The organism is Streptomyces sp. NPDC033178 (genome assembly GCF_055577685.1).
In genome coordinates this window covers 761,792-781,659 of sequence record NZ_JBVIPT010000003.1, presented here as the reverse complement: position 1 = coordinate 781,659, position 19,868 = coordinate 761,792, and the positions used below count along the sequence as shown (strand labels likewise).

Here is a 19,868-nt window from a genome sequence, read left to right as displayed (position 1 = left end):
CCGTCCGGCGTTTGAGGACGAGGCCGTTCAGGCCGAAAGGGGGGTCTGGGGGCGCAGCCCCCAGGGGACGGGACGGGTAGGGGCGGCGGGGGCGAAAAACCCTCCCCGCCGAGTCAGGCCGCGTGCCCCCCGTCCACCGAGAACTCCGCCCCGGTGACATACGCCGCCTCCACCCCCGCCAGATAAGCCACCGCCGAGGCAACCTCCTCGACCGTCCCGAACCGCCCCACCGCGGTCATCGCGGCCTGACCCCCCGCATACGGCCCATCAGCCGGATTCATATCCGTATCGATCGGCCCAGGATGCACGATGTTCGCGGTGATCCCCCGCTCACCCAACTCCCTCGCCAACGCCTTGGTCAGCCCGACGAGGGCAGACTTCCCGGTGGCGTACAACGTGCCACCCGGCCCAGGCACACGCTGCGTCATACACGTACCGATGGTGATGATCCGCCCGCCACGCTCCATACGCGAGGCCGCCGCCTGCGAGGCGAGGAAGACACCGCGCACGTTCACGGCCAGGACCCGGTCGATGTCCGCGAGGGAGAGGCTGTCGAGGGGCCCGAGCAGTCCGACGCCCGCGTTGTTGACGAGGACGTCGAGACGCCCGAGCCCCTCCGCCGCGCGCTCCACGGCACCGGCGGCCTCCTCCGCGTCGGCGGAGTCCGCGCGGAGGGCGAGCGCCCGCCGCCCCAGCGCCCGGATCCGGTCCACGACGTCGCAGGCGGCCTCCTTGTCGCGTACGTAGGTCAGGGCGACATCGGCGCCTTCCCGGGCGAGCCGCACGGCGGTCGCGGCACCGATCCCGCGGCTGCCGCCGGTCACCAGGGCCACTGTTCCGTTCATGGTTGCTTGTGAGGTCATGAGTCCATCCCAGCGGCCGGGCGGACGAAGTGCTGGCGGCGAACGGACGCCAAGGTCGCGAGAGCGCGAACACCGAAGTCACCCGTGCCGAGACGCGACATCACGGGCGGAATGCTGCGGCAGGCCATGGGCACGGCCATGCAGGTCGGCCAGCGCGCACTCGCGGGCGAGTCGCCGGCGTTCCAGTACTTCACGTCGACCGGCGGCGAGGGCTCCGTCCTGGAGAAGTTCACCGGCCGGGGCACCGTGATCATCGCGGGCGCGGGCAACTTCATCGACCTGAACCCCGCCGACCTCGGCGGCCGTGTCGACGTGGACACGGGCTGTGTCGTGGCCTTCGAGGAGGGCATCCAGTACGGGGTGCAGCGCGTCGGCGGGCTCAACCGGCAGGGCGTGATGAACGCCGTCCTCGGTGGCGAGGGCCTCTCCCTCGCCACTCTGGAGGGCAACGGCCGCGTGATCCTTCAGTCACTCACCATCGAAGGCCTGGCCAACGCCCTCAGAAAGGCCGAGGGCGGCGACAAGCAGGGCCCGACGGGTGGCCTGTTCTCGACGAACGCGGGATAGACCGGGATGCACGGGGGATGGACCGGGATGCACGCGGGATAGACCGGGATGCACGTGGGAGGGATCCGGACGCACGACGGTGGGCCCCGGAGCCACGCGGGTCACGCCCCGGCGCACGCGGGGCGGATTCATCATCGGGCGACCGATGAGTTGCGGGTGCCGAGAGGGTCTGAGCTCATGACAGGACACCCGCTTCGGAAGAAGGCACGTCATGGGCAAGCTGACCCTCACCTCCTTCATCACCCTCGACGGCGTCCACCAGGCCCCGGGCGGCCGCGAGGAGGACCGCCGCGACGGGTTCGAGCACGGCGGCTGGAGTTTCCCGTACGACGACGAGGACTTCGGGGAGTTCATCACCGAGGTCTTCGGCCGTGCGGGCGCGTTCCTGCTGGGCCGCCACACGTATGAGATCTTCGCCGGGTTCTGGCCGAAGGTGACCGATCCGGCCGACCCGGTCGCGGGGAAGCTCAACTCCCTGCCGAAGTACGTCGCCTCGTCGAGCATCACGCGGCCCGAATGGGCCGGTACGACGGTGATCAGCGGCGATCTCGCCAAGGAGGTCACCGCGATCAAGGAGAACACCGAGGGGGAGCTCCAGGTCCACGGCAGCGCCGCCCTCGCCCAGTCCCTCCTCGCGCTCGACCTCGTCGACACCATGCACCTGCTGTCCTTCCCGGTCGTGCTCGGCACGGGCCGCCGTCTCTTCGCCGAGGGCGCCGTGCCGACCGCGTTCCGGCACACCGGCGCGCGGCTCACGAGCAAGGGTGTCGCCATCCACACGTACGACCTGGCCGGACGCCCCGAGTACGGCACGTACGAACTGCCGGAGGGGAGTGCGTAGAGGCAGGGGCGCTCCTGTGCGGGGGTCTCGTGTCGCAGGTCAACGCCCGGAGAACTCAGGCGACTTGCGGGTCGAACTCAGCCCGGTCCACAGCGATCGAGTGCGGCACGGACATGGTTGAGCCCCTCCACTCGCCAGTGGGCCCGGTCAGGCATCTGGTCGTCCCGGCGCCAGCGCCAGGCCGAGAACATCGCCCAGTTCAGGGCGCGGCAGCGGTGAATCAGGTCGGGGTCGGCCCCCGCATAGTGCTTTCCCACTTCCTCGGGAGTGAGGGCGAGGTCGAACTCGATCGGCCCACGGCAGCACGTGGCGAGGTCCACGAAAAGCAGCCCTCTCCTCGTGCTGAGGAGGTTGCCCGGATGCGGCTCGCCGTGCAACAGCTGGTCACCGGCCTTCTCGGCGCTGATCGCGGCGCTCAGTCCACCGAGCGTGTCGACGAGGAACTCCCGGTCGGAATCGGGCAGCTCGGGGGAGTTCTCCCGGTCGTTCACCTCTCCGAGTGCCACGGCGACTCGATCGGTGAAATGCGGTGCGTCCAGATCGATCCGGCGCAGGGCGGCATGGTGGCGCAGGAGCACGTCCGCGTAGTCGGCCGGCGCGATCTCTGATCCCACGGGTTCGTAGTAGGTCCAGAGCGAGATGGCGAAGTCGTCACGCAGATGGACCCGGGGTTCGACCCGAGGTTCGAGCTCAGCCACCGGAGCGTCGACGTCGGCGAGATGGCGAGCAACCTCTACTTCGAACTCGGAATCGGCCAGATGCCCCAAAGGCGCGACCCGAGCCAGGACATCGCAAGGGACCAGGCGCAGCGCGACGCGGTCCGAGTTGTGGATGACGACCACATCGTCGACCTGAAGGCCCAGCTCCGACGCGGTCGCCCGTCCTGCCTCAACTGCGCGACGGAGTTCTAAAGGCTCCATACAGTCCTCCCTCATTGTTGAGTACGCACACATGTCTGGCGACAGCAGCGACGCCCTCGAAGTCTTCGCCAACATCATTTGGCACCAAACCCCGACCCGGCGACAAGCCTCGCCAACCATCCGCACCGGTCGTGCCACCTCCCGGTCGAACCGGTGGCGGTGGGTTCGCGACCGCGTTGACGGGGCCGTACGCGGATGCGAGGGTCGGGGCGGCCCGTCGCTCGGCACCCGGGGCCGCGCCATCAAACCTGCGGGGGTGGTTCCAGCGATGACGAGTGCCTTACGTGACCGTCTGCGGCTTCTGGCCTTGCTGAGAGGAGCCGGCCCGGTTCTGCTCACCCTGCTCTGCTGCCTGATCGTGGTGACCAGCCTGGTGCCCGCGGCCACGGCGATCGCACTCGCCTATCTGCTCAGCCGGGTGCAGCGGGTACAGGCCGACTCGCTGGCGACCGCGGCCGCGCCACTGCTCGTGTTCGCGGGTGTACTGCTGCTCGGCCACGTGCTGGACGCGCTGCGCGATCCGCTCGTCTACGCCGCGCAGGCGCGCATCGACGGCAGGCACCGGGCAGCGGTCGCCCGGCTCGCGGCCACCAGCCACACCATCGACGCGCTGGAGCGGCCGGAGGTGCAGAGCCTGATCCGGCTGGCGCGGGCCGACCCGGAGAACTGGACCGAACGCACACCGGGCGCCGGGGCGATATCCCAACTCGCCGAGTTCGGGCGTGCCTTCATGCTGCTCAGCTCGGCACTGGTGCTCGCCGCGTACGCGTGGTGGCTGATCCCTGTGCTGATGCTGCCCGCGGTGCTGTGCCAGCAGCTCAACCGGAGTGCCTCGATCAAGTGGTACCGCGCCTGGCGCGACAACAGCGGTGAGGCGCTGCACGCCCGTCTCTGGTACGACGCGATCGTGTCGCCGAGCGAGGGCAAGGACATCCGCGTCTTCGGCCTGGGCGAGTGGGCGCTCGACCGCTCCGAGGAGCACATCCACACCCTGTACGACCCGGTGTTCGCCGTGGCGAAGCACCAGATCCGCACGCAGTGGTGGCAGCTGCTCCTGCTGCTCGTACCACTGGCGGTCGCCTTCCTGGCGGTGTCGCAGGCCGCGGCGCGCGGAAACCCGTCGCTCGCTGTCGCCATGGCGGTGCTGTCGGCCGGCGCGGCGGTGTACCGCGTGTTCGGTGGCGAACCGCGGGACGTGATCGGCGGTATCGCGAGCCTGCACGCGTTCGACCAACTGCGGGAGCAACTGGGCGCGGGCGCGCCGGCGGCGGACGTGAAGGCGGAGACGGACGCCGCCCCGAGCGCCGCCCTGGTGCGCTTCGAGGGTGTGGGGTTCACGTATCCGGGGTCGTCGCGTCGGGTGCTGGACGGGTTGGACCTGGAGATACGGCCGGGTGAGCTGGTGGCGATCGTCGGGCTGAACGGCGCGGGCAAATCGACCTTGATCAAGTTGCTGGCGGGGCTGTACGAGCCGGACAAGGGCAGGATCACAGCGGACGGGGTGGACATCGCGGCGCTGGGGCCGGTGGCGTGGCGGCGGCGCATCGCGGTGGTGTTCCAGGACTTCGTGCGCTACCACCTGTCGGCGGCCGACAACGTGGCCCTGGGCAACGCGGCGGTACCGGTGGACCGGGCAGCGGTGCGGGCGGCGGCACGCGATGCCGGCCTGACCCAGGTGCTGGACGGGTTGCCGGACGGGTGGGACACCCCTCTGGCGCGTACCCGCACCGACGGGGTGGACCTGTCGGGTGGCCAGTGGCAGCAGGTGGTGCTGGCGCGTGCGCTGTACGCGGTGCGGACGGGTGCGCGGCTGCTGGTGCTGGACGAGCCGACCGCGCACCTGGACGTGCGTACCGAGTTCGACGTGTTCGGGCGACTGGCGGCGCACAAGGAGGACGCGAGCGTGGTGCTGATCTCGCACCGGCTGTCCACGGTGCGACAGGCGGACCGGATCGTTTTGCTGGAGAGCGGGCGGGTGGTGGAGTCGGGCACCCACGAGCGGTTGATGGCGGCCGGCGGCCGGTACGCGGAGATGTTCACGATCCAGGCCGATCGGTTCAACCGCGGTTACGACGACCGCATCGAGGAGGGTGAGCTGATATGACCGCGACGGCGCCGACCGTCCCCGGTGGATGGTCGCGATACCTCCGCCTGTGGCTGGAGCTGCTCGGGCTGTGCCGGCGGGTGTACCCGGGGCGGACCGCCGGCCTGCTGGCCATCAAGATCGTGTCGTCGCTGAACGTGGCGGCCACGGCGCTGGCCCTGCAGGCGACGGTCGACGGCATCGCGCGCGGCGACGACACGGGCGCGGCGGCGGCGGGCGTCGCCGCCGCGGCCACGTACGCCCTGTCCGCGTATCTGCTCAACCTGGACCTCACGCTGATGATCCTGATGGTCGACTCGGTCGGCGCGCTGGACATGACCCGGCGGATCAACGCCGAGATCGTCGGCCTCGACGGGCTGGATCACCTGGAACGCACCGAGGTCCTGGACCGCATCACGGTGGTTCAGGCCGGCGGCTGGAACCTCGTCTACGGCGCCTGGACAGTCGTGGACGTGGTGGCGGGTGCGGTCCGCCTGGGGCTCACCCTGGCGCTGCTCGGCACGGTGAGCCCGTGGCTGCTGCTCCTGCTGGTGTTCGCCGCCCTGCCGCTGTGGCTGGACCGCCACGGCCAGCGCACGGTGGCCAGGGCGGAGACGGACACCGCCGAGGCGTTCCGACTGCAGCGCCACCTGTTCAACCTGGCCACCGAGGCGACCGGCGGCAAGGAGATCCGGGTCGCTGCAGCAGGCGACGCGGTCACGGAGTTGCAGGCACAGGCCTGGGACGAGGCGGTACGGGGACGAACCAGCGCGCGCCTGCGGGCGGCTGGCTGGAAGGTCATCGGCTGGATGCTGTTCACCGGGGGCTTCGCCGGCGGGCTCGTCATGCTGCTCGACCGTGCCGCGCAGGGCCGGGGCAGCGTCGGCGAGGTGGTGCTGGCCATCACGATCGCGGTGACCCTGCGTGACTCGATCCAGATGACCGTGGCCCGGGCGAGCCGCACGGTCAGCAGCGCCGGGGTCGTCGACGCGTACCTGTGGCTGCGGGCGTACGCCGCCCACGAGCAGGACACGGAGGCCGGCGGCCTCCCCACGCCGGCCGTGCTGCGCGAGGGCATCACGCTGGAGGAGGTGCGCTTCACGTACCCCGGCACCGAGCGGGCCGCGCTGGACGGAGTGACCTGCCGCCTGCCCGCCGGCCGGGTGGTCGCCGTCGTCGGCGAGTACGGCTCCGGCAAGACCTCGCTGGTCAAACTGCTGTCCAAGTTCTACCGGCCGGATGCCGGCGCGATCCGTGTCGACGGCGTCGACCTCGCCCACCTGGCCACCACGGATTGGCACGCCCGCACCAGCGCGGCGTTCCAGGACTTCGGCCGCTTCCAGGTCCGCTTCGGCCAGACCGTCGGCCTCGGCGACGTGCACCGGCTCCATGACCGCGAGGCGGTCCGCGAGGCGGTCCGCGCAGCCGACGCCGACGCTCTGGTCCAGCGTCTGCCCGAGGGCCTCGACACCCAGCTCGGGCGCCGCTTCGGCGGCGTGGACCTGTCCGAGGGGCAGTGGCAGAAGGCCGCCCTGGCTCGTGCCTCGATGCGGCAGACGCCACTGCTGTTCGTTCTGGACGAACCCACCGCCTCGCTGGACGCGCCCAGCGAGGCGGCCATCTTCGAGCGCTACATGGTCCGCGCCCGTGACCTGGGTGCGCGTACCGGGGCCATCACCGTCATCGTTTCGCACCGCTTCTCCACGGTCACCGACGCGGACCTGATCCTGGTGCTGCACGCCGGGCGCGTCGTCGAGTCCGGCACCCACGACGAGCTGATCGCGACCGGCGGGCGCTACGCGCAGCTGTACGGCATCCAGGCCAAGGCGTACGCGGTCAGCTGAGCCACCGGCCGCGTACGCCATGACAGGACTCCGCTGTGCGTGTGGGCCGGGACGAACGCAGGGACGGGCAGGCCGCAGCGCAACCGATTGAACGAGCCCGGCGCAGGAACCGCACACATCGGCGTGCAACTGCGGTTGCGACGGCAGTTGTACGCCGAACCCGGCTCGACCGGTGACCGGTGACCGGTGACCGAGCACCGAGGCCGGCGAACGCATCGAGTTCGCGCGCCTTGGGAACCCCGTCCGCGGGCATGCGATCGGCCGGCCCGTCAGTCGTCTCCCGTGCCGGAAACGTCAACCAGTTCCTGGGACTTCACAGCACGCGCAGCCGAGTCGGCGAGCCCGGACCGGACCTGATCGTCCGCCTGCACCAGAGCGAAACGCATGACAGTGCCTGCTGCGCGTGTACAGCTCAACGCCTCCGACAAAAGCTGCCGCTGAGCCTCGTGGCCGGCCGACAGCCGTCGCGTCGCCGCCTCGGCGACAAACGACGAGGCCTCCGCCAGCTCACAAGCCGCGGCAGCGAGAGCGTCCTGCGGCTCGGCCGCCGAACGGATCGCTTCCGAAGCGCTGCGGAGGAGCGCGACAGCTGTGGCGATACCGTCCGACGACACGCCTTCCTGCCTCACCCGGTACTCCTGTCATAGTCCGCCGGGCACCATGGGGTGCCGTTCTCCTGAACCCTGTGGAGAATGCCGAGACGATTGCGGCGATCGCTCTGATCGACATGCAACGACGCATTCCTGTTGCCTCGAATCGCGCATGTGGAATGTTTGGTCTACGCATTTCGAGAAACGTCCCGGATGCGCCCGAGCCTACCGGAAAACCATTACTGAAATGCTGACGAGCCACATTGTTCAACTGGCGACAGTGGGCAGTTGAACAATTTGACAATGGCGGCGGAACTTGCTGCGTGCCGTTCACGAGCAAGGTGTTGATCGCTGTTTTCTCGAAGATCAAGAATCCGTAGCATGGCGAACCGACCCCACCCCGAGGAGTCGTTCGGTGTCCCACAGCCATCACGATCACGATCACCACCCACCGGCGGTCGGCCTGCCGGAAGCCCTCGACGCGGCGGCATCGGAGGGCAACAGCGAGCGGGAACTTCGATGGCTTGCCGGAGACCATCACGTGCACACGCAGTACAGCGCGGACGGCATGTACAGGGTGATCGATCAGGCCCGGCACGCGCGGGCCTACGGCCTGGACTGGCTCGTCATCACCGATCACGGGGGGAACGCGCACAGCAGGATCGGCGTCGACAAGGTGAATCCGGAGATCGTCGCCGCGCGGGCCGAACTGCGGGACCTGCTGGTCTTCCAGGGGTTGGAATGGAATATTCCGAACGCGGAGCACGGCACGGTATTCGTGGCACCAGGGCCGAATGAGGTGGCCGTGCTCAAGGAATTCGAGCAGACGTATGACGGCTCGCAGATGCCGGCCGCCAATACTGTGGCTCAGAATGAGGCGATGGCAGTCGCCGGGATCACTTTTCTCGGCGAACAGGTACGGAAGCGCCAAGTGGACGCGGCGCTCATGCTGGCCAATCACCCGTCCCACCGGGGAATCGACTCCCCGCACGAGCTCCGCAACTGGCGCGACGCCGATCCCGGCGTGGCCATCGGCATGGAAGGGGCTCCCGGCCATCAGGCGGGAGGTATTCCGAAACCCCACGGATTCGGTGGCGCCCGAGGCTACTACTACCTGAGCCCGACGGCGGCGTCGTTTCCCGGATATCCCCCGGAGTCCTATCGGTCGTGGGGAGGGTTCGACTGGATGACCTCGACCGTCGGCGGGATGTGGGACAGCCTGCTCGCCGAGGGCAGGCCCTGGTGGATCACCGCCAACTCCGACTCCCACGCCGTCTACCTGGACAGTGCCAAGCCCGGACCGGGCAGTGACTTCGTCGCCAACGGTCGCAACAACGATCCCGTGTACTCGTCGCAGCCCCTCATCGACGGTGACTTCTGGCCGGGTTTCTACTCCAGGACCCATGTCGGAGCGGCCGGGTTCGGATACCGCGCCGTCATGGACGGCATGCGCGCCGGGCGCATCTGGGTCGATCACGGTGGCTTGGTCGACTCGATCGACGCGCGCATCCGGGCGACCGGCGAACCTCTCCGGGCCGGGGCCACGCTCGGCGGCACCCTCACCGCCCGGCGCGGTACGCCGGTGGAACTGGCTCTTGAGATCAAGCTTCCGGAGACACCGAACTGGGCCCGGTTCATCCCGCGCCTGGCTCGCGTCGACCTCATCCTCGGACAGGTGACCGGTCCGGCGGCCGATCGCGACACCCTCGCCGCCCCACGGACCCGGGTGGTCACATCGTTCGAGGTCGGCCCGGGGGCACGGAAGCTCTCGGTGCGCTTCGACCTGGGACCGGTCGACCAGCCGTACTACGTGCGCCTGCGCGGCACCGACGGCAACCGCACCCAGCCGGGTCTGATGGGCGCGGACGTCGATCCGTACGGGCCCGCGATGGACGTGGACCACAACCAGGATCCCTGGACGGATCTGTGGTTCTACACCAACCCGATCTGGGTGTTCCCGCCATGAGGGGCGGTGCTCCACCGGGTGCCGATCGGCCGGCCGACGTCACCGTCCCGCATGTCACACCCGTCGGCGGCGCCGGCTGCGCGCACGCCGAGTACCCAACCAGGCCCGCCGCTGCGGAGGTTGCTGAACCCCGGCGGGCCGGAACCGCCCGAACCTGAGACACGAGGCGTACGGCTGCCGGTTGAGGCGCCGTCACGCCGACGAGCGAAGGAAGACCGATGACCGCGTCCGGCTTACGCAGGATCTGCCTGACACTGCCCACCCACCGCGAGTGCGCCGCCACCATCGCCGCCCTGGCGGCGGAGGCGGCCTATGCCGTCGACCGATTCGACGTCGAGGTCGTGTACCTGATCCTCGACTCCACCGAAGCGGCCACCTTCGGCCGGCACGCCGCCGCCGTCGGCGCCCTCCCCGCCACTGCGGGTCTCACCGTGATCCACCTCGACGAGGAGATGCAGCACGGCTTCCTGTCCGAGGTGATCGCCCGCTCCGAGCACCCGCAGCCGGAGCTGATCATGGATCTCATGCTGCCGAAGGCGGTCTCCTACGGCGCGTGCACCAATCGGGCCTTTCTGATCGCGGCCGCGCTGGGCTGCGACTCGGTGCACCGGCGCGACTCGGACATCGAGTTCCAGACACACGACGACGGCCCGTTGTTCCCGGTGCACCACGAGCTGATCGCGCTGGGAAGGCCGGCGGCCGAGGTCGCGGCGCACGTCAGCGAGGTGGATCTCGATCCGGCCGACCGGGACAAGCCCGTGGTGACCGCCGGTGCCTCGTACGTCGGCGAGATGTCGGTCGACATCGAGGAGGTCAAGCGGCTGAACCCGCAGGCCTACCACGACATCGTCAGCCTCTGGGCCCCCGAGGGCACCTCGGACGAGGACAAGCGCGAACTCGTCGCGGAGTCGTTCACCGGAGCCGCCGACGAGTCGTTCGTCCAGGACCACTCGGTTCTCTGCCTCGTCGACCCGATGCGCGTCGACATGGGCAACATCAGCTACTACCGGGTACACGAAGAGATCCCGTTACCGCCGATGGCCGAGACCATAGGCAGCGACTACTTCCTCATCCACCTGGTCCCGGACAGCCACCTCCCGGGTGTGCTGCACAACCGGCACGTCATCAACCGGCACACACCCGAACGCAAAACGGACGCGGCGTTCCATCCCTACCATCTACGGCTGGCGAAGTTCTTCCTGTCGATGCTCTACCTCCATGTGATCTACCGGCGTATGCAGGAGGAGGGACATCGCCTGCTCGGCCCCGGGTACCGGATCCGTTCTGAACGCATCGCCGCCATCGTCCGGGAGAGCAGCCACCTCGACCGGGCACCGAACATCCGACGGCTCGACCAACTCGAACGGGCGTACCGGACGCTGGGCGGGCGCTACGCCGTCTTCGCCGAGCGCCTCTGTGCGCGACGCGACCGGCTTCTGGCCGAGGCCGAACAGGACATGGTGGACTTCGCCCTGCTGATCGACGCATGGGCACCGCTGGTGGCCGCGGCCAAGGCGGCGGGACCGACCCCGCTGCCGCGGTGAGGAGCCCCGCCGATGCCGATGAGCACCGAGTTGCGAGCCGCACTGACGACAGCCACCGACGACGAGATCCTTTTCGATCTCGCCGGCATCGACGACGGCCTGGCACGACTGGTCCGCGAACTGCCGGGCATGGAGGTGCGCTTCGCTGTGAAGTCGTGCCCGGTCGACGAGGTTCTGACCGTGCTGGCCCACGGTGGTGCGGGATTCGACGCCGCGAGCCCTCACGAGATCGCACAGGCGCTTCGTGCGGGCGGGCCCGCCCACCTGATCCACTACGGCAACACCGTCAAGTCGGACCAGGACATCGCCGCCGCCCACCGCATGGGCGTACGCGACTTCGCCACCGACAGCGTCCCGGACGTACGGGCCATCGCGGAGCACGCCCCCGGGGCACGGGTGTTCTGTCGGCTCGTCACCACAGGCGTGGGCGCCCTCTGGCCGTTGAGCGGAAAGCACGGGTGCAGTGTGCGGGACGCGGTCACCGTGCTGGAGACGGCCCGTGCGTACGGCCTCACCCCGGGCGGGCTGTCCCTGCATGTGGGATCTCAGCAGATGAACCCGGGCGCGTGGCGGTCCGCCGTCACCGCCCTCACCGAGGCGATCACCACGCTGCGGCTGCGCGGCATCCACCTCGACCACGTCAATCTCGGCGGAGGTCTTCCCGCCCTCGGCTACCACGACCGGCAGGGGATTCCGCTCCGCCCGCGCATGGACCGCATCGTCGCGGAGATCCGTGACGGTATGCGGCAACTCCGCCGCGCGAGTGCACGCCCGCTTCGTTTCGTTCTCGAACCGGGCCGGCACTTGGTCGCCGACCACGGCGCGATCCGGGCCCGGGTCACGCGCCTGACCGAGCGCCGGCAGCACAACGGGCACCGTCAACACTGGCTGTACCTCAGCTGCGGCCGATTCAACGGCCTGTACGAGATGGACAAGTTGCAGTACCCGCTGGTCTTCCCCACGCATCCGGACGGCCCGACGGTAACCGCCGTGGTGGCCGGTCCGACCTGCGACAGCGACGACGCGTACGCGGCAGAGCACCCCGTACGGGTGCCGGCCGCCGTCAAGTCCGGCGACCCGGTGTGGATCCTGGCCGCCGGCGCCTACTCGGTCAGCTATCTGACCAACGGATTCAACGGATTCCCACCGCTGCCCCACCGCGCCGTGCACGGTGCGGTGCTGGACCGGGCGGGCAGCCGATGACCGTCGTGCCACGACCCGTCACCGAGGAGGACTGGCCCGGCATCGTGGCGCTTGAGGCCGAGACGTACGAGGGAAGCGGCCTGTCGGAGAAGCCGGACGCACTCGCGAGCCGGCTCGGCAGGAGTACCTCCTTCGTCCTCGCGGACGGGAGGGAGATCGCCGGCTACGCCCTCGCCCTGCCGTACCCCCGGTTCCGATTCCCGGACCTGGCCCGTGCCGACACCACGTCCTTCGCCTCCACCAACCTGCACCTGCACGATCTCGTCGTCGCACCCGGTTATCGCGGGCTGGGGACCGGCGGGCGGCTGCTGGGCCATCTGATGACCGAGGCGCGCCGGCAGGAGTACGAGGTGGTGTCGCTCGTCGCCGTGGGCGACGCCGCCGGTTTCTGGGCGGCCCAGGGCTTCCTCCGGCATTCCGAGATCACGCTTCCGGCCACTTACGGCCCGGGCGCGACGTACATGTCCCGGCCTCTCTGAGCAAAGGGCGTCGAAGCCGTATGACCCGTTCCGCTCCGTCGTTCCTGCGTTCGCAGCTGGCGGTCGCCGCACTGTTCTGTTTCCTCGGCTTCCAGTACGGCACGTGGATCTCGCAGGTGCCGGCGCTGCAGAGCCGGCTCGATCTCAGCGAGGGCGAACTCGGTCTGCTCCTGCTCGCACCGGGTATCGGTGCCGCCGTGTCGTTCCCCCTGGTGGCGCGGCTGATGAAACGGTGGGGTTCGCGTCGGCTGGCCGGTGCGTCGGCGCTCGTCCTGCTGATCGTGCTGGCCGCGCTGGCGGCGGTGCGAACGTTCCCGGTGGCGTTGCTCGTGCTCGCTGCCGACGGCGTCGCCATCGCCTGCCTCAACGTCGCGATGAACGCACAGGGTGCCCGGCTCGAGGCCGAGTATCAGCGCAACACCATGGCGAGGCTGCACGCGGTCTTCAGCGGCGGCATTCTCTGCGCCGCACTGCTGACCTCCGCGGTGGCAGCGGCCGGCGGCTCGCTGCCGGTTCATTTCGCGATCGGCGGGGCGGTCCTCGCGCTGCTTCTCTGTTTCTCGTCGACGGGGATGCGCACCGAGGACGTCCCCGCGCCGGTCACGGCACGAGAGGGACGGACGTGGCGCATCCCCGCCGCGGTCACGGTGTTCCTGACCCTCGCGATGGTTTTCGCGGAACTCACCGAAGGGGCGATGAACGACTGGTCGGCGCTCTACCTACGGGATGTGACCGGGGCTTCGGCAGAATTGACGCCGCTGGGAATCGCGGTCTTCTCCGGCACGATGCTGGCCGCCCGGCTCTTCGTCGACAACTTCCGCAAACGCTGGGGCGATCGGCGAGTGGTGCTGGCAGGCACGACCACGGCTGCGGTGGGGCTCACGGGGGCACTGCTGACCAGCAGTTTCGGACCGGCCCTGATCGGCTTCGCCTTCGTGGGCACAGGCATGGCGGCGGTCACGCCGTGCATCTACGTAGCCGCCGCCCGGGTGGGTCCGGACACCCTTTCGCTGGTGGCGTCGCTCGGAACCATTGGCCTACTGGCCGGGCCACCCGTGATCGGCTTCGTGGCCGACGAATCGAGTCTCGAATGGGGGATGGCCGTCGTCGTGGCGGCCATGCTCCTGGTGGCAACGTGCGCCGGTCTCGCCCGATGGCCGGAGCAGGCATCGAACGAGCGAGCCCACGAAGCCGTCTCGTCGGCAGGCGACTGACCAATGGCGCACGACCCGCCTTTGCTTGCGACACCGACGAGCGATCCCCTAAAATCCATAACTGGAAGAAGCCCTCCGAGATATTCGCCGAACTCGTAGAGGCAAATTCTTCGACGGCCTGAATTCGCAGGCTGCTGGACCAATGAGACGTGGCCGCGCTCTGCCGGCGTTACCCGACCGCGGACCTCTCTGTCTTCGACCGAACTGATCCTGGAACCCGACCTGGAAGGCAATGCCTTGGGGGTGCCCGTGATTTCGAGATTCATTGTGCGGCAGCAATTTGACTTCGCTCTGGACCGTGAACGCGGGCCCTTGGACGGAATGAGGGGATCACGATGATCGTGCTGGGAGCCAAGGGCGGCGAGCACGATGCGTGCTTCGCGTTGGTCAGGGACGGCGAACCGGTTTTCGTGTACGAACAGGAACGGTTCAATCGCGTAAAGCACGGGATGTCGAGCGACGTGTCAGTCCTGTTCGAGGGCCTTGCGGAGCACGGCATTGCTCCAGGTGACATTGATCTGGTGGCGAATTGCGGGGACTTGGGCCTCATCCCTGAGCGACTGCGGCAGGCGCGCGGGTACTTGACCGGGGCGGCGCTCGAGAAGGCCACCGAGAACGTGAAGTGGCGACACCCGACCTTCCATCGAGTCATGGCTGCGGCAGGCTTCGAGGAAGATCGTGTCGTCGATGTCAGGCACCATGTCAGTCACGCTTCGAGTGTCTTCTACGCGAGCCCGTTCGACGACGCTGCCGTTCTCAGTCTCGACTGCAGCGGGGAAGCCGATACGGCCATGCTGGCGCACTGCTCAAGGCGTGACGGCATCAGCATTCTGGAAACCATCGGTCTTCCGCATTCGCTCGGCCGATTTTACGAAGCCGTGACGAACTGGCTCGGATGGGGCTTCGGCGAAGAAGGGAAGACCATGGCGCTCGCGGCCTATGGTGATCCCAAGCGATATGCGGCCGACCTGTCCGGTCTCCTCCGCATAGATGGCGACGGCCTGTTCGAGTTCGACGCAGGATTGACGGACGGTACCTTCTCGTACTCCACGCAGGAGTTGGTCGGTCGGGTCTTCGAGGAGCTCTTCGGGCCGCGCCGCAAGCGTGACGACGAGCTTGAGCAGCGTCATATGGATGTGGCGGCGGCCGGACAGTACCTGTGCGAACGGGTAATGGTCAGGCTGGCCGCCACCCTGAAGAAACGAACCGGGTCGAACGCCCTGCTTGTCGCCGGCGGCGTCGCTCTGAACTCGGTGGGCAACGGCGTTATTCGCAGGGAGGGAATCTTCCCGCAGCTCGCCGTCTACCCCCAGGTGACCGATGCGGGCGCGGCCCTGGGCGCGGCGCTCTACACCTACCACCATCGGGAGCAGCCGGGTTCGCGTCGCTTCTGGGAGATGGGGCATCCGTTTCTCGGGCGGCAGATCGACCTGGACCGGGTACAAGAGGCGGCGGCAGCTGCCGGTATCGAAGGGGTTCAGTGCGATGACCCGGCCGCGTTCGCTGCGGAGCGGCTTGCCGCGGGGCAGATCGTCGGGTGGATCCAGGGGCGAAGCGAGATCGGGCCCCGGGCGCTCGGCAACAGGTCCATTCTCGGCAATCCGGCCATTCCGGGAATCAAGCCCCGGATCAACGCGGAGGTCAAGCACCGGGAGAATTGGCGGCCGTTCGCGCCATCGGTTCTCGAAGAAGAACTGGGCACCTACTTCGAGGCGACCGATCCGATCCCCTATATGACAGTCGTCGCGCCGGTCCGCGAGGAGTGGCGGGAGAAGCTGGAATCAATCTGCCATGTGGACGGGACTGCGCGGGTCGGCACGGTCAGTGAGTCGTTCAACCCCCTCTTCTACCGGTTGATTCAGGAGTTCAAGAGCCGAACCGGGATCGGGATGGTGTTGAACACCTCGTTCAACGACAGGGGGGAGCCCATTGTGCAGACGTGCGAGCAGGCGCTTCGCCTGTTCGGGTCGTCGGGCATGGATGTCCTGGTGATCGGGGACTGGGTGTTCGAAGACAAGCGACAAGCGCGGGTGAACGACCTCGATCCGCTCGGTATCAACTGCCGCAGGCTCCCTGACAGGCCGACACTCCTGGTGGCTCTTGAGAATGCCGACCATGTGCAGCGCACCATGGACGTCCTCCGTCGCGAGCAGGTGGTGAGCGTGCCGGCGATCTGTTTGGTGGGGGACAGGGAAGCACCGCAATTCGACGGCGAGGTGTTGCACGTCGACGGTCAGGACGGTCTCTTCGAGACCGCCCGGAACTGGCCGCAGGTCGTCGTCCTGGTGCCGTGGAGCGCCGACAAGTTCATCTTCGATCCGGCGGTCTACCACTCCGAGACGGCGGAGACCTGTCGTCGGCTCATCGAGGCCGGCACCTACGAACTGTTCTGGGTCGACCCACGTGGACAGGTCGTGTTCGCACGCGACGTCCTGTACGTCCATCACGAACAGCCCTCCGGCGTCCCAGCGGCCTACGCCCGCTACTGGCAGCCGACAGGGCAGTGAGACAGCAGGCACCGGGCTCGCCCCGTGCCGACGTACAAGGCCGATGAGTTGATCTTCAGCGGCTTTGAGGTCGGCCAACGGAGCGAGCCCGGTGCCGATTTCATGGCGGCGGGTCGTGCTCGACTGCCACGCCGACGCGACAGCGTCCAGCGCGAGCGTGGCGACCCCCCTTCGCCTCAGCCGGTGGCCACGAGCGAGTCCGGCAGTGCGCCGGAGGCCGGCCACCGGCCGTCGACGATGCGCCGCACCCGGTTCAGCGCGTGGTCGGGCGGGAGGGAATCGGCGGGCCCGTCGGGAGGGGCGATGGCCAGTAGCCGTACCGAGTAGGCCAGCACGTACAACCGGACGTGCCGGGCGATGTCCGCGGTACGGAACAGCTCCGGGTACCCCGCCTCCAGCAGCCGCAGCACCGGCGGATACGTGTCCGTCCCGTTGACCACGTCGTCGTCGGCGAACTCGCACATCCGCATGAGGTCAAGCGAGGGCGGCGCCAGCCGGGTCCACTCGAAGTCCATCAGCGAAACGGTGCCGTCCGGCGCCCACCACAGGTTGCTCAGGTTGAGATCACCGTGGATCAGCCCGTTTCGCCCGGGGTCGTCCACGACCGGCCCCGGATCCCCGAGCGTCCTCAACAACTGGACCGCCGCCGACATGAGCCCCGTATCCACGTACGGCGACCGGGCCACGTGCTCCGCGAGAGTCACTGCACGAGCGACGGGCAGGGGAGCGATGTCCGCTCCCACCAGGTCGTCGGCCGTTCCTGCCGCCAGACCGGGCCGAGCGCACACTTCGTCCGCCAGCTCGGCGGGAGGCACCCAGCGGTGCAACTCGCGCAACATCGGGGCCGCTTGGCGGATCGCCGAACGGCGCTCGGTCATGCCGAGTTGCGGCCAGCCGTCCGCCAGCGACTGCCCGGTGAGCCGACGGGTCAGCGAGTAGGACAGCGGGTGGCCGCGCGCGGTGGTGTCCCCGTGGCCCACCACCACGGGGCGGCGAACGGAGTCCGGCAACCGCTGGAGGACTGCGGTCTCCCTCCCCAGACGGCTGACGTCCCCGCGCCAGCAGATGCGCAGGACGACCGAGCCCAGCCGGGCGTCGTCCAGCACCCAGATGTCGTTGGAATGGCTCTTGATCCAGTGCGGCTCAGTGCTGGGGACCAGTGCCGCCGCGGAGCAGACGTGCTTCAGGCGCTCCGACACGCCGGGGAACGCCATGTCGCCGGGGTCATGGCGGCCCTCCGAGGAGGCCGCGGCTGCTGCTCCGGAGGCACTCACGGGGTCAGCCGCATACGCGCCAGGCGGACCAGGTGCAGATTTTCCGGTCCGTTTCCGAGCGAAGAGACCGCTGCGGTGGCGACGTCCACGTCCCTCGCGGCGGTGGTCCACGTGTACGTCAGTTCATTGGCGCCCGCCCTGAGCAGGGTGCTCGGCAGCACGACACGCTTGCGTTGCCACTCGGCCGTCACCTGCCCGGTGCAGCAGTGACGGCCGTTGAGCTGCAGGTCGAAGCGGCCCGGCGCCAGCCCGGGCCCGGTGGCGAGGACTATTTCCAGGTTGAGGGGCCGCTCCCCCGAGGAGATGAAGCCGTAGCGGCTGACCGGGCCGCCTTCCCCCGCGAAGACGGTGAACGGCTCGGGCCCGCCGTCCCGTTCCCGCCAGAAGGTCTCCAACAGATTGATCTCGCCGCGTTGCTCGACCCCGATCTCCCGCCAGAGCGTGTCCAGTTCCTTCGCCAGCCGTTGCCTCCCGTCCTCGGGGAGCACCCGCAGCGCCCGGTCGGCGAACCCGGCGTCGAGCACGGGCAGATGGGAGAAGTTCTTCAGGAACCAGTACATGCGTTCCGAGCGGGCTGCGAGGGAGTCACCGCGGAGCCAGAACTGCGCGTCCGGAAGAGACAGGGTGAAATACGTGGCCAGGTCCTCCACGCACGTCGGATCGGTCTCCACAGCACGTCGTAACCAGTGCTCGACCGTGCCGGCGGACTGGCCCCAGTGTTGATTGTGCAACGCGGAGAGCAGGTAGCCGACGGCCATCTCCCGTGCCGGCGGGCGCACGGCCCGCGCGAACCGTTCGGGCCACCCGGGCTCCGGAGTGAGGCCGATGCCGGCACACACCTCGGTGGCGATGTCGACCGAGATGTCCCTGAGGGACTCCAGCGTGTGGTGACAGTAGTCGAGGAAGACCTCTCTGCCCAACGCGGCAATCCCGTACCGCTCGCGGGCGCGGGCCGGGACATCGACGATTCGGCATCCGGGTGCGCGGCCGAGCAGCCGCAACTGCTCCGCGACCTCCGTCGGGCAACGCCGCTCGTAGTTGGCCGGATCAGCGCCGACACTCACCGCCCGGCTCAGCAGCTCGACGCCCTCTTTTTCGCGCCCGAGCAGCAGCAAAGAGCGGCCGACCAGCTCCATGGGCCGTGCGGTGGTGCCGCCGTCGAGCGTCATCATCCGTTCGGCCAGGGCCAGTTGCCGGACCGGATCCCGGTCCGCCGGGTCGTCGGTCAGCTCGTCCAGCTGCCCGCGTGTCGCCGTCCACTCGGCCAGGCGGTCGTCGGACAGCCACGTCGGCACCACCCAGGGGGAGTTCCAGTCCAGCTGGTTCGTCGCCGGGATCACCACGACGAGTGGCACTCCCGCCGTTCGGCAGATCTCCTCCACCTCCAGGCGGAAGCCCTGGGCGAACGCGGCCATCGCCTCCCGCCGGGCGGCCAGATAGCCCTCGTACCCACGGCTGTCGAAGGTTCGGGCGGCATCCTGCCGGGCGTCCGGGTCCTCCAGCCACGGGGTCGAGCGCGGGAAGTTGTTGCCCACGTACAGGACGATCATCGAGCACTGCAGTTCCGTGGCGGCCCGGCACAGTTTTGCCGCGCCTGCGGCCGAGAGCCCGCTGACGGTGAAGTCGACCAGTTCCAGCCGGTCGTCGAGGCCGGCCTCCCGAAAGGCGGCGCGGCACAGGTCGGGCAGCGTCACCACCGGGTCGAGCAGGAAGCCCCGAGCGACCGACTCACCGACGACGGCGACTCGGAACGGCTTCTCCGGTCGCACTGCGATCCGCTCGTCCCTGGGCCAACAGCCGCTCTGCCTGGGCCACTCGCCCAGTGGCTGATCGGCACGGCGGACCAGGTCGGTCCCGTCGTCCGAAAGCGCCCAGGGGCCGATTCCCTCATCAATGGTCCGGCGGACCGTACCCATCTCTCACACCCTTCATTGGCCTGTCGAGGTGGTCCATGCGATCCGCCCGGCACGCCG

General features: G+C 68.9%; 14 protein-coding genes and 1 pseudogene. 10 read left to right on the top strand and 5 right to left on the bottom strand.

Annotated elements, in window-relative coordinates:
• Positions 1–113: 113 nt before the first annotated feature.
• Positions 114–863, bottom strand: coding sequence for an SDR family oxidoreductase (locus ACZ5VQ_RS10645; RefSeq protein WP_469104561.1), 750 nt, complete (start codon positions 861–863; stop codon positions 114–116).
• Between the two features lie 105 nt (positions 864–968).
• On the opposite strand from ACZ5VQ_RS10645, the pseudogene ACZ5VQ_RS10640 reads away from it, so the two are divergent.
• Positions 969–1,430 (top strand): annotated as a pseudogene (locus tag ACZ5VQ_RS10640) (AIM24 family protein); the annotation flags it as partial.
• A gap of 211 nt (positions 1,431–1,641) precedes the next feature.
• Positions 1,642–2,271: a dihydrofolate reductase family protein gene (locus tag ACZ5VQ_RS10635; protein WP_469104560.1), complete on the top strand. Its 630-nt coding sequence runs from the start codon at positions 1,642–1,644 to the stop codon at positions 2,269–2,271.
• A gap of 77 nt (positions 2,272–2,348) precedes the next feature.
• Here ACZ5VQ_RS10635 and ACZ5VQ_RS10630 read toward each other — a convergent pair whose 3' ends face one another.
• Positions 2,349–3,191, bottom strand: coding sequence for a phosphotransferase (locus tag ACZ5VQ_RS10630; protein ID WP_469104559.1), 843 nt, complete (start codon positions 3,189–3,191; stop codon positions 2,349–2,351).
• A gap of 268 nt (positions 3,192–3,459) precedes the next feature.
• On the opposite strand from ACZ5VQ_RS10630, the gene ACZ5VQ_RS10625 reads away from it, so the two are divergent.
• Together ACZ5VQ_RS10625 and ACZ5VQ_RS10620 are read left to right on the top strand one after the other, a co-directional pair.
• Positions 3,460–5,295, top strand: coding sequence for an ABC transporter ATP-binding protein (locus tag ACZ5VQ_RS10625; protein WP_469104558.1), 1,836 nt, complete (start codon positions 3,460–3,462; stop codon positions 5,293–5,295).
• Positions 5,292–7,118 carry an ATP-binding cassette domain-containing protein gene (locus ACZ5VQ_RS10620; RefSeq protein ID WP_469104557.1) on the top strand — a complete coding sequence of 609 codons (1,827 nt, stop codon included), beginning with the start codon at positions 5,292–5,294 and terminating at the stop codon, positions 7,116–7,118. Before ACZ5VQ_RS10625 ends, ACZ5VQ_RS10620 begins: the two co-directional genes overlap by 4 nt.
• Before the next feature lie 269 nt (positions 7,119–7,387).
• Here ACZ5VQ_RS10620 and ACZ5VQ_RS10615 read toward each other — a convergent pair whose 3' ends face one another.
• Positions 7,388–7,747: a hypothetical protein gene (locus tag ACZ5VQ_RS10615; RefSeq protein WP_469104556.1), complete on the bottom strand. Its 360-nt coding sequence runs from the start codon at positions 7,745–7,747 to the stop codon at positions 7,388–7,390.
• A gap of 424 nt (positions 7,748–8,171) precedes the next feature.
• On the opposite strand from ACZ5VQ_RS10615, the gene ACZ5VQ_RS10610 reads away from it, so the two are divergent.
• From ACZ5VQ_RS10610 to ACZ5VQ_RS10585, 6 genes are all read left to right on the top strand, one after another.
• Complete coding sequence (locus ACZ5VQ_RS10610; protein WP_469104601.1) at positions 8,172–9,674, top strand: PHP domain-containing protein; 1,503 nt, start codon at positions 8,172–8,174, stop codon at positions 9,672–9,674.
• 218 nt (positions 9,675–9,892) lie between these two features.
• Positions 9,893–11,218 carry a DUF6271 family protein gene (locus ACZ5VQ_RS10605; RefSeq protein ID WP_469104555.1) on the top strand — a complete coding sequence of 442 codons (1,326 nt, stop codon included), beginning with the start codon at positions 9,893–9,895 and terminating at the stop codon, positions 11,216–11,218.
• A gap of 12 nt (positions 11,219–11,230) precedes the next feature.
• Positions 11,231–12,421 (top strand): type III PLP-dependent enzyme, encoded by a 1,191-nt coding sequence (locus ACZ5VQ_RS10600; protein WP_469104554.1) that lies wholly within the window; start codon positions 11,231–11,233, stop codon positions 12,419–12,421.
• Positions 12,418–12,900: a GNAT family N-acetyltransferase gene (locus ACZ5VQ_RS10595; protein ID WP_469104553.1), complete on the top strand. Its 483-nt coding sequence runs from the start codon at positions 12,418–12,420 to the stop codon at positions 12,898–12,900. Before ACZ5VQ_RS10600 ends, ACZ5VQ_RS10595 begins: the two co-directional genes overlap by 4 nt.
• Before the next feature lie 20 nt (positions 12,901–12,920).
• Positions 12,921–14,114: an MFS transporter gene (locus ACZ5VQ_RS10590; RefSeq protein ID WP_469104552.1), complete on the top strand. Its 1,194-nt coding sequence runs from the start codon at positions 12,921–12,923 to the stop codon at positions 14,112–14,114.
• Positions 14,115–14,449: 335 nt separating this feature from the next.
• The gene (locus ACZ5VQ_RS10585) at positions 14,450–16,621 is read left to right on the top strand and encodes a carbamoyltransferase family protein (RefSeq protein WP_469104551.1); all 2,172 of its coding nucleotides are present in this window, start codon (positions 14,450–14,452) and stop codon (positions 16,619–16,621) included.
• Between the two features lie 176 nt (positions 16,622–16,797).
• On the opposite strand, the gene ACZ5VQ_RS10580 is transcribed toward ACZ5VQ_RS10585, so the two are convergent.
• A complete protein-coding gene (locus tag ACZ5VQ_RS10580) occupies positions 16,798–17,895 on the bottom strand; it encodes a phosphotransferase family protein (RefSeq protein ID WP_469104550.1) in 1,098 nt (365 codons plus the stop codon).
• The gene (locus ACZ5VQ_RS10575) at positions 17,892–19,811 is read right to left on the bottom strand and encodes a hypothetical protein (protein ID WP_469104549.1); all 1,920 of its coding nucleotides are present in this window, start codon (positions 19,809–19,811) and stop codon (positions 17,892–17,894) included. Before ACZ5VQ_RS10575 ends, ACZ5VQ_RS10580 begins: the two co-directional genes overlap by 4 nt.
• Between the last annotated feature and the right edge of the window lie 57 nt (positions 19,812–19,868).

Bases quoted from the DNA above. Each gene is read 5' to 3' on its own strand.
- ACZ5VQ_RS10645 (WP_469104561.1), bottom strand. From the start codon at position 863: ATGACCTCACAAGCAACCATGAACGGAACAGTGGCCCTGGTGACCGGC.
- ACZ5VQ_RS10635 (WP_469104560.1), top strand. From the start codon at position 1,642: ATGGGCAAGCTGACCCTCACCTCCTTCATCACCCTCGACGGCGTCCAC.
- ACZ5VQ_RS10630 (WP_469104559.1), bottom strand. From the start codon at position 3,191: ATGGAGCCTTTAGAACTCCGTCGCGCAGTTGAGGCAGGACGGGCGACC.
- ACZ5VQ_RS10625 (WP_469104558.1), top strand. From the start codon at position 3,460: ATGACGAGTGCCTTACGTGACCGTCTGCGGCTTCTGGCCTTGCTGAGA.
- ACZ5VQ_RS10620 (WP_469104557.1), top strand. From the start codon at position 5,292: ATGACCGCGACGGCGCCGACCGTCCCCGGTGGATGGTCGCGATACCTC.
- ACZ5VQ_RS10605 (WP_469104555.1), top strand. From the start codon at position 9,893: ATGACCGCGTCCGGCTTACGCAGGATCTGCCTGACACTGCCCACCCAC.
- ACZ5VQ_RS10600 (WP_469104554.1), top strand. From the start codon at position 11,231: ATGCCGATGAGCACCGAGTTGCGAGCCGCACTGACGACAGCCACCGAC.
- ACZ5VQ_RS10595 (WP_469104553.1), top strand. From the start codon at position 12,418: ATGACCGTCGTGCCACGACCCGTCACCGAGGAGGACTGGCCCGGCATC.
- ACZ5VQ_RS10590 (WP_469104552.1), top strand. From the start codon at position 12,921: ATGACCCGTTCCGCTCCGTCGTTCCTGCGTTCGCAGCTGGCGGTCGCC.
- ACZ5VQ_RS10585 (WP_469104551.1), top strand. From the start codon at position 14,450: ATGATCGTGCTGGGAGCCAAGGGCGGCGAGCACGATGCGTGCTTCGCG.
- ACZ5VQ_RS10575 (WP_469104549.1), bottom strand. From the start codon at position 19,811: ATGGGTACGGTCCGCCGGACCATTGATGAGGGAATCGGCCCCTGGGCG.